A 6,813-nucleotide genomic window follows, 5' to 3' on the forward strand; every position below is an offset into this window, starting at 1 on the left:
CACTACAGTAGTATCACGATATGACGATTAACAGTTACCTTACGTCATAGCCTCAAGTCGGACCACTCGGACTATCGTTCAATCAATTCGGACTTTATCCTCATATCTATCTTTTCATCTCGCCATTCAGTCGCAGTCTGGTAACTGACTGACTTATGACTTTTCCGACATGCTACACTCCCTGCTCGGTTAAGTTTTCCCGAAACAAGTAAGTCGGCAGATGATAGGTTTTTTTAACACGTTAAACTTTGTTATCTGACACTTAATAGATGCTAATCAGGCAGATTGCCCAAAGTTTATGTATTGCTGAACTCTAACCTAATCCCTTGCCATAGGGATATTTACGCTGCAACCTTTACGGGCGCACACATATACTTTAGATACTCTGCCATATTCGCAGTTGACAAAGCCTTCCACGCTTCTTCCACAATGAGCAATTTGCGGATACCCTTCAGCCTTCGCATCTTGTTGATGAAAGCCTCCATGATGATGATTGTCACCACGGGGAACAGGTCTTTGTTGTCGCGTATGGCATCAATCTCGAATACCACAAACCGCTTGTTTAGCAGGTCTATGTTCTCCTTTGAATTGAGCAGGAAATCAAAGCGACCACCATGATAGTATTGCCGTAGGGTCGTCAGGAAGTTGTCAATGTCGAAGTCCTGTTTGTAGATGGGTATCGGACGGTTAGCCATTTCCGCACGGTATTCATCTCTCATAAACTCGTAGAAAGCATTGAAACCTGGCACTATATTCCTGTCCTTCGACATCTTTTCAAGGAACATCGACAATGCCGAGCCAAGTTCGCCGCTTTCGGTCTTGCTTATGCGGTCGTCCTCCGACTTCCACAGCGTCAGCAGCAGTGTCTTGATAGAATCCTTTTTCTCCACATCAAAGACTCCGTCCTCAACATAGAATGGATTGAATGAAATCGGCTTTTCCTCTGAATAAATGTAGTATATTCCATCATCACCATGTGTGCGGTTGTGAATGAGGTTACACAGTCCCTCATAGGAATTACCGGTATCAATCAACAGGATATGTGCGCCCTGTTCATAATATTGGCGGGTGAAGTGGTTGGTAAAGAACGACTTTCCGCTGCCCGACGGGCCAAGTATGAACTTGTTGCGGTTTGTGGTTATGCCACGCTTCATCGGCTCATCGGAAATATCCAAGTGGACGGGCTTACCCGTAAGACGGTCAACCATCTTTATGCCGAATGGAGATAGGCTACTGCGGTAGTTGGTTTCGGCAGTGAAGAAGCACACGGCAGGTTCGATGAAGGTGTAAAAACTTTCCTCGGCAGGAAAATCAGCCTCGTTGCCGGGCATCGCCGCCCAGAACAGCGTCGGGCAGTCGATGGTGTTGTGCCTCGGCATACAGCCCATAGTGGCGAGCTGTCCGCCGACATCGTTCTTGATCCGTCGCAGTTCCTCGGCATCATCGCTCCACGCCATTATGTTGCAGTGGCAGCGCACCGAGGTCAGGCTGTAAGAATGTGCCTCGTTGAGATAGCGGTCAATCCACTCCTTGTTGATAGCGTTGCTACGGCTGTATTTTGAGAGTGAATTCATGTTGCGTGCCGTTTTCTCAAATCGGGCAAGGTTCTCATCGTGGTCGTCAATCAGCACATACTGGTTGTAGATATGGTTGCACGGCAGAAGCAAGCCCACGGGAGAGGCAAAACTCAATCTGCAATCCGAGCGATCTGTTGACAGACGCTCATATCGGTTGTCGGTACTGACCTTGCCGGGCAGGTCGTCAGTATCGGAGAGGGTGTGCAGGCATAGCATCTTGTCGCCGATGCGCATCTCCTTTGCCGACAGGTCAATATCTTCAAGGCAGTTGACTTCGCCCATAGAGAGCGACATATACCTTTCGATAATGCCTGAGGTCGTTTCAGTGCCGACAATCTCATCATCGGACAATCGGCGCAACTTTATATAGCCGGTGTCATTGATAATGCGCTCGAACTGCTCGACGCTCTCCATGAACTTGACAACCATCTCATGATTGAGTTCCTTCGGAGTGATACGACCGCGGCAGAGGGTTGAGAAATTGCTCTGCTGGCGCATACGCTCCTTTGTCGTCTTTGTCAAGAACAGGTAGCACTTGTGAGCCAAGTAAGGACGCTCATTAAAATGGCGTTCAAACGAACGGTCGAGAAAGGAAAGATTCTCTTTGTCAAGTTCCGGAGCGTATTTCTCACTGACAAACCAGTCCTGCTTATGCACCACGGAGAAGTGCGGCAGTACCTTTATCGCCTTGCACCAAGCGGCGTGCATCGCTTCATATTCCTGTGAGGTGACGGTGAACAGTTCCGGGAGGCCCACCTCAAAGGCCACGGTTATGTCCGCGTCCTTTGAGATGATGCAACCGTGTTCAACCGCCAACAGTGGCAGTTTGCTTTCGAGTGTCGTTGCTTTGAGGGTGTTTATCATTTGTTTTGTTTATATTTTATCAGACGAGTCAGACGAAGACGGTTGATGATGTAGCGCGGATGGTATCTTACGGCGGCGAGCTTCATCAGTCCGTATTGTCCGTATTTTGCATTGAGCCTGAATGTGAGCCACACAAGGGCGGAGGCGGAGGTGGCACCGAAACCGATGCACACCCATTGCGATATGCCGGCGACATACATGATGACGAACACCATGAACAGGGCAAGCAAACCGCCGACGAAAATGAAAAGGTACTGGGCTTTCAACCCCTTGTATTCCACACTCCGGCCTATGCCTTTGTTGATCTGATACTCGCTCATCAGAGGAAGAATGATTTGAGGATAGTCGCGGCAACGATAAGGAAGATGCACGCACCGAACCATGAGGCGGCTGTCTTGCTGGTGTCGGGATCGCCGCTGCTCCATTTGGAGTAGCACTTGACACCACCGATAAGACCTACCACCGCGCCGATGGCATAGATGAGTTTCACTCCCGGCTCAAAATAGGAGGTCACCATTGTAGTGGCCTCGTTGATGCCGGAAAGACCGTTGCCGGCTGCACTGACAAACTCCACCGAGCAGAGAATCATCAGTACGGCGAGGACGATTCGTCCCTTGAGGTTGAGCATTTTGTCATTTACAGATTTCATATTGTTCACGTTGTATAATGCGGCGGTTTTGTTTCATCCGCCACTGTAACGCCTTGAAGCGGCATTTGCTATGGGTTTGGTCGCTGACAGACGGTCAGCCGTAATCAATCTTCTTCATCTTTCTTGCGTTTGATCATATCAATGTCACGGAGCGTGCCGCCCACGTCTATGGGCTTGCTTTTCTTCTTCGGCGCGGGAGAGACTTTCTTTTTAGTGTTCGGCTTGTTTCGGAGACTTTCAGCGATACAGGCCATAATTCCCTCGTTGATTCTTTCGTTGGATGCCATTATTTTCCCGATGAACACCACATCGCTCATTCCGGAAAGGACATTGCCGGCGGTCGCTTTCTCATCCGCAGTCGCTCTGTCCGCATTTGCGGCCACTTTCAGGGCACTCTCAATTTCTTCAAGAGAATTGCCGGATGCCGGGGGTGAAGGCGCGGCTGGCTCAACATCGTCAATGCTTGGATCCGGCTCTGTCCCGGTATCGTCAGGGGTATATTCGGATATGTCATCCTTATCCTTGAATTCAACTTGGTCGGGAGTGACTTCGCCGCCAACCATTGACTCCAGCACATGAATCATCGCAGTCTGCATGGATTCGGTAATCGCCTTTTTGAACTCCTCCATATTGAAATCGCTCTTGGGGACGAGTGAGACATCAGGCTTTGATTTATCGGGCTCTACCGGATTTGAGTTTATTGGCTCTCCGGCCTCCGGCAGTGGCGTGTCTTGATGTTCAGGCCTTTCTTTTCCCGCTCCCTTCTTGCCGAACATCCACGTCACGAACAGCAGATAGATGAATCCGCAGATTATCAATATCGAGACTGCATTCATAGGCGTGCCTTTTTCTTCCCTTTCTCCATGAGGGTGTTGAGAATGTCAGCATTGCCGGAGAGATGCTTCAGCAATATCCGGGTTACGAACACGCCGATTGTCAGACCCTCGATGCCTAACAGCGGCACGGACATCTTCAGACGGTCAACCAGCTCGCGGGGAACGAAGATGCCTTTTCGGTCGCCGACCTCTCCGGGTTCAAGGAACTGGGAGCGGTAAGCCTCAATCTGTTCAGCGGTGGCACAAGGTGATTTTTTATTGCTTTCAGTTTTGGGTTTCTTATTATCGGTTGCCATAAATTATATTTTTAGATTGTTGTCACTCATGTGCCGGATCACATCTTCATAATCCTTGAAATGCTTGTCAAGCACATTGTTCACATATTCGGTAATCGTGCCGCACTCGGAGAAGAATACCATCAGTTTCTGAATCTTCTTCTTGAATTCCTCGCAGATTGGGACTTGTTTGCTTTTACGGCTGATTCGGGCATATTTTCTCGGAATGATGAAGTTCTCCATATATTCCACCTCCCGCGCCGACTGTCCCGCGCCTGCATCCTGCTTGTGACTTGCCTCCGGTTTAGGCCTTGCCTCCGGTTTCTTCCTGACTTCCTGCTTTGGATTATCCTTTACGGGTGTATCATTGTCTTCCGGTTTAACCGTTGCCGACGGCAATCTTACATGGGATGCGTTTTCCTCATAATTGTCGAGGAATTTTTTTGAGTCAAATGTCACAGGTTGTCTATCCGCCATAATTTTCAGGATTAGTTATGCCTAAAATCTCATCCACCAGTTCCGGGAGACAGCTGTTGCGAAGCAGACTCCTGTCTGGGGGAAGAAACGTGGAGCGGAAAATCCCACCGCGGCCGGATGTGCTGCCGTCTTTGGTATATTTCACGCTAAGCGGCAGAACCGTGTCAAGGGCTTCAAGGCACAGCGTTGACATATACCGGTTGATTATCTCCACAAGGTTGCTGCGGTCTTTCGGCTGCACCTTGTTCCATACCAGATGCAAGCCTTTTATACGCATCCCTTCTTTGAACAGCATGGTCTCATTGACGTTGTTGGCGAAAGAGAGGGAACTTTTCAAGTCCCCGGTCTCAGGCGTAACCGGCACGAACAGGTAATCCATATTGGCAAGCAATGACACCAGATCGTTGTCGTTGACCGTTCCGGTAATATCGAAAAACACATAGTCGGCCTCATAGCCCTTCGCTATTTCTTCATTTGCGAGGTTTATCGCATCTGACGGTGAGCATTTGATGATGCCGTATGGGTCACCGCCAAACGAAGTCATGAATTTTGCCAAGCGTCTCTCGTATGCCGGATTCTCGCGCAACATCAGCAAATCCTTGTTGCGGTACTCAATCATCGTATGCTGACGAGCGTCGCAGTCAAGAGCCAGCACCTTCTTCCCGACGACATAGTGCAGGTAGCTTGCGACAAGTGTCGTAAGGGTGGATTTTCCGGCACCGCCCTTCTGGGTAGCGAATGCCACAAAAATCGGTTCTTTCATTATTATATTGGTGTTGGGTAAATAGAACGGCATCCGCCGTGCGGCACTTTTCCCGTGCCTGTTGTGGAAGTCCGGCTTGATAACCATGTCCGGCTCATCCGACGAGTGAATGAAAATCGCCCGATATTCACTCAGCCACTCATTAAGAATATCAATCAGATGTCCGGTCATTCGACTGTTCAGACATTCAGACATTCTTGCATCTGAATGTTCAGACGTTCAGACTTCTGTATGTACAGATGTTCAGTCATTCATAAAGAAGATTGGAAGAACAGCCATACATCTGATTGGAAATGCACACATAAACACATTCATTCATCAGTTCGCTCATTCATAAAGACATATATCCAATCATTCAGATTATTGTTCGTCTGTTCGGACTTTATGCCAGTATTATGTTTGCTCTTTATTAAATGATTTTGATTGTCTGAAGTGACATCCTTTCATCATGAAGGCTGAACATACGTCCTTATGACCGAGTGATTGACCAGTCGTACAAATGACTGAATCTGCAAACTAAACATCAGTCATTCAGAAAAAGATTACCGGATTTCCGATATTGCCGACCATTACCGACCGATTGCCGTCCATTGCTTACCGGACAAATCCAAACCGCTCCGAGGTTTGTTACGGACATACACACAAACATTCATAAGACCATGCCAATTCTCCACCTGCCGGGGCTGACATCCGCATATATTTCAGCGTCCGTATTATTCCTCATGGCTGTTGGCATTGGTATATTACCTTAATTCCCCAACATGGGGATTAGAATTTACTTCACATATATACACCCATTCGTTTCATCGGTTTACTTTCCTGATTATGGCGTACTTAAATACGCGGCAAGGTATGTGATATGCTGCACCAAATAGAATTTGCAGCACATCACCCTTGCCAAGTAAACTTGGTTGCGTTTGCTCCAAAGTCGCAACCGCCATAGTTCAACCACTGCGCTCCGCAGATTTAGACATTCTGATTTATGACATACACATGACTCAAAACCACAATAAGGCCGGACGCAAGCCGAAGATCGACACCACTGTCTTCCGTTGCTCTGTGAACTTCACGGCTTCCGAACAGGCCATGCTGATGGCGATGTATGATAGGGTTCAGGTTGAATCCATGTCGGCATTTATAAAAATGGTACTGTTTGAAAAGCCATTCAAAGTATTCTATGTTGACGAGAACACAAGGATATTCATTGACAAACTTTCTTCCCTCAATTCTCTCTACCGCACCGTCGGCGTGGAGTACGGATTGCTTGTGAAGACGCTCCGGGAGAATTTCACCGAGGCGAAGGCTATGCGGGCCCTGTATAAACTGGAGCAACAGACAATCGAGCTTGTGAAAGTCAGCCAACAGATTGTGG

7 protein-coding genes and 1 pseudogene are annotated in these 6,813 nt (G+C 48.2%); 1 reads left to right on the forward strand and 7 read right to left on the reverse strand.

From position 1 onward, the window contains the following. Window positions 1-353 precede the first annotated feature (353 nt). The 7 genes and pseudogenes from C5O24_RS09775 to C5O24_RS09805 all read right to left on the reverse strand — a co-directional run. A pseudogene (locus C5O24_RS09775) lies at window positions 354-2,441 on the reverse strand (TraG family conjugative transposon ATPase); the annotation flags it as partial. Continuing rightward, entirely contained in the window at window positions 2,438-2,761 is a 324-nt protein-coding gene (locus tag C5O24_RS09780) for a DUF4133 domain-containing protein (protein ID WP_107681765.1), read from the reverse strand. The gene C5O24_RS09780 and the pseudogene C5O24_RS09775, both read right to left, overlap by 4 nt. Next, window positions 2,761-3,090 (reverse strand): DUF4134 domain-containing protein, encoded by a 330-nt coding sequence (locus tag C5O24_RS09785; RefSeq protein ID WP_371136672.1) that lies wholly within the window; start codon window positions 3,088-3,090, stop codon window positions 2,761-2,763. The genes C5O24_RS09780 and C5O24_RS09785 overlap by 1 nt, the downstream gene beginning before the upstream one ends. A 104-nt stretch (window positions 3,091-3,194) precedes the next feature. Continuing rightward, window positions 3,195-3,926, reverse strand: coding sequence for a hypothetical protein (locus C5O24_RS09790; protein WP_107681766.1), 732 nt, complete (start codon window positions 3,924-3,926; stop codon window positions 3,195-3,197). Then, window positions 3,923-4,222, reverse strand: coding sequence for a DUF3408 domain-containing protein (locus C5O24_RS09795; RefSeq protein WP_107681767.1), 300 nt, complete (start codon window positions 4,220-4,222; stop codon window positions 3,923-3,925). The genes C5O24_RS09790 and C5O24_RS09795 overlap by 4 nt, the downstream gene beginning before the upstream one ends. 3 nt (window positions 4,223-4,225) lie before the next feature. Next, window positions 4,226-4,678, reverse strand: coding sequence for a DUF3408 domain-containing protein (locus C5O24_RS09800; RefSeq protein ID WP_107681768.1), 453 nt, complete (start codon window positions 4,676-4,678; stop codon window positions 4,226-4,228). Further along, window positions 4,668-5,441: a ParA family protein gene (locus C5O24_RS09805; RefSeq protein WP_161553871.1), complete on the reverse strand. Its 774-nt coding sequence runs from the start codon at window positions 5,439-5,441 to the stop codon at window positions 4,668-4,670. The genes C5O24_RS09800 and C5O24_RS09805 overlap by 11 nt, the downstream gene beginning before the upstream one ends. A 993-nt stretch (window positions 5,442-6,434) precedes the next feature. Between C5O24_RS09805 and C5O24_RS09810 the strand changes: the two genes are divergently transcribed. Then, the coding region (locus tag C5O24_RS09810; protein ID WP_107681770.1) for a plasmid mobilization protein at window positions 6,435-6,813 on the forward strand (379 nt) is incomplete at its 3' end.

It is taken from the genome of Paramuribaculum intestinale (assembly GCF_003024925.1).
Taxonomy (GTDB): Bacteria; Bacteroidota; Bacteroidia; order Bacteroidales; family Muribaculaceae; genus Paramuribaculum; species Paramuribaculum intestinale.

Excerpts from the sequence above, each read along its gene's own strand:
- C5O24_RS09800 (WP_107681768.1), bottom strand. The coding sequence starts at position 4,678 with ATGGCGGATAGACAACCTGTGACATTTGACTCAAAAAAATTCCTCGAC.
- C5O24_RS09780 (WP_107681765.1), bottom strand. The coding sequence starts at position 2,761 with ATGAGCGAGTATCAGATCAACAAAGGCATAGGCCGGAGTGTGGAATAC.
- C5O24_RS09785 (WP_371136672.1), bottom strand. The coding sequence starts at position 3,090 with ATGAAATCTGTAAATGACAAAATGCTCAACCTCAAGGGACGAATCGTC.
- C5O24_RS09805 (WP_161553871.1), bottom strand. The coding sequence starts at position 5,441 with ATGAAAGAACCGATTTTTGTGGCATTCGCTACCCAGAAGGGCGGTGCC.
- C5O24_RS09795 (WP_107681767.1), bottom strand. The coding sequence starts at position 4,222 with ATGGCAACCGATAATAAGAAACCCAAAACTGAAAGCAATAAAAAATCA.
- C5O24_RS09790 (WP_107681766.1), bottom strand. The coding sequence starts at position 3,926 with ATGAATGCAGTCTCGATATTGATAATCTGCGGATTCATCTATCTGCTG.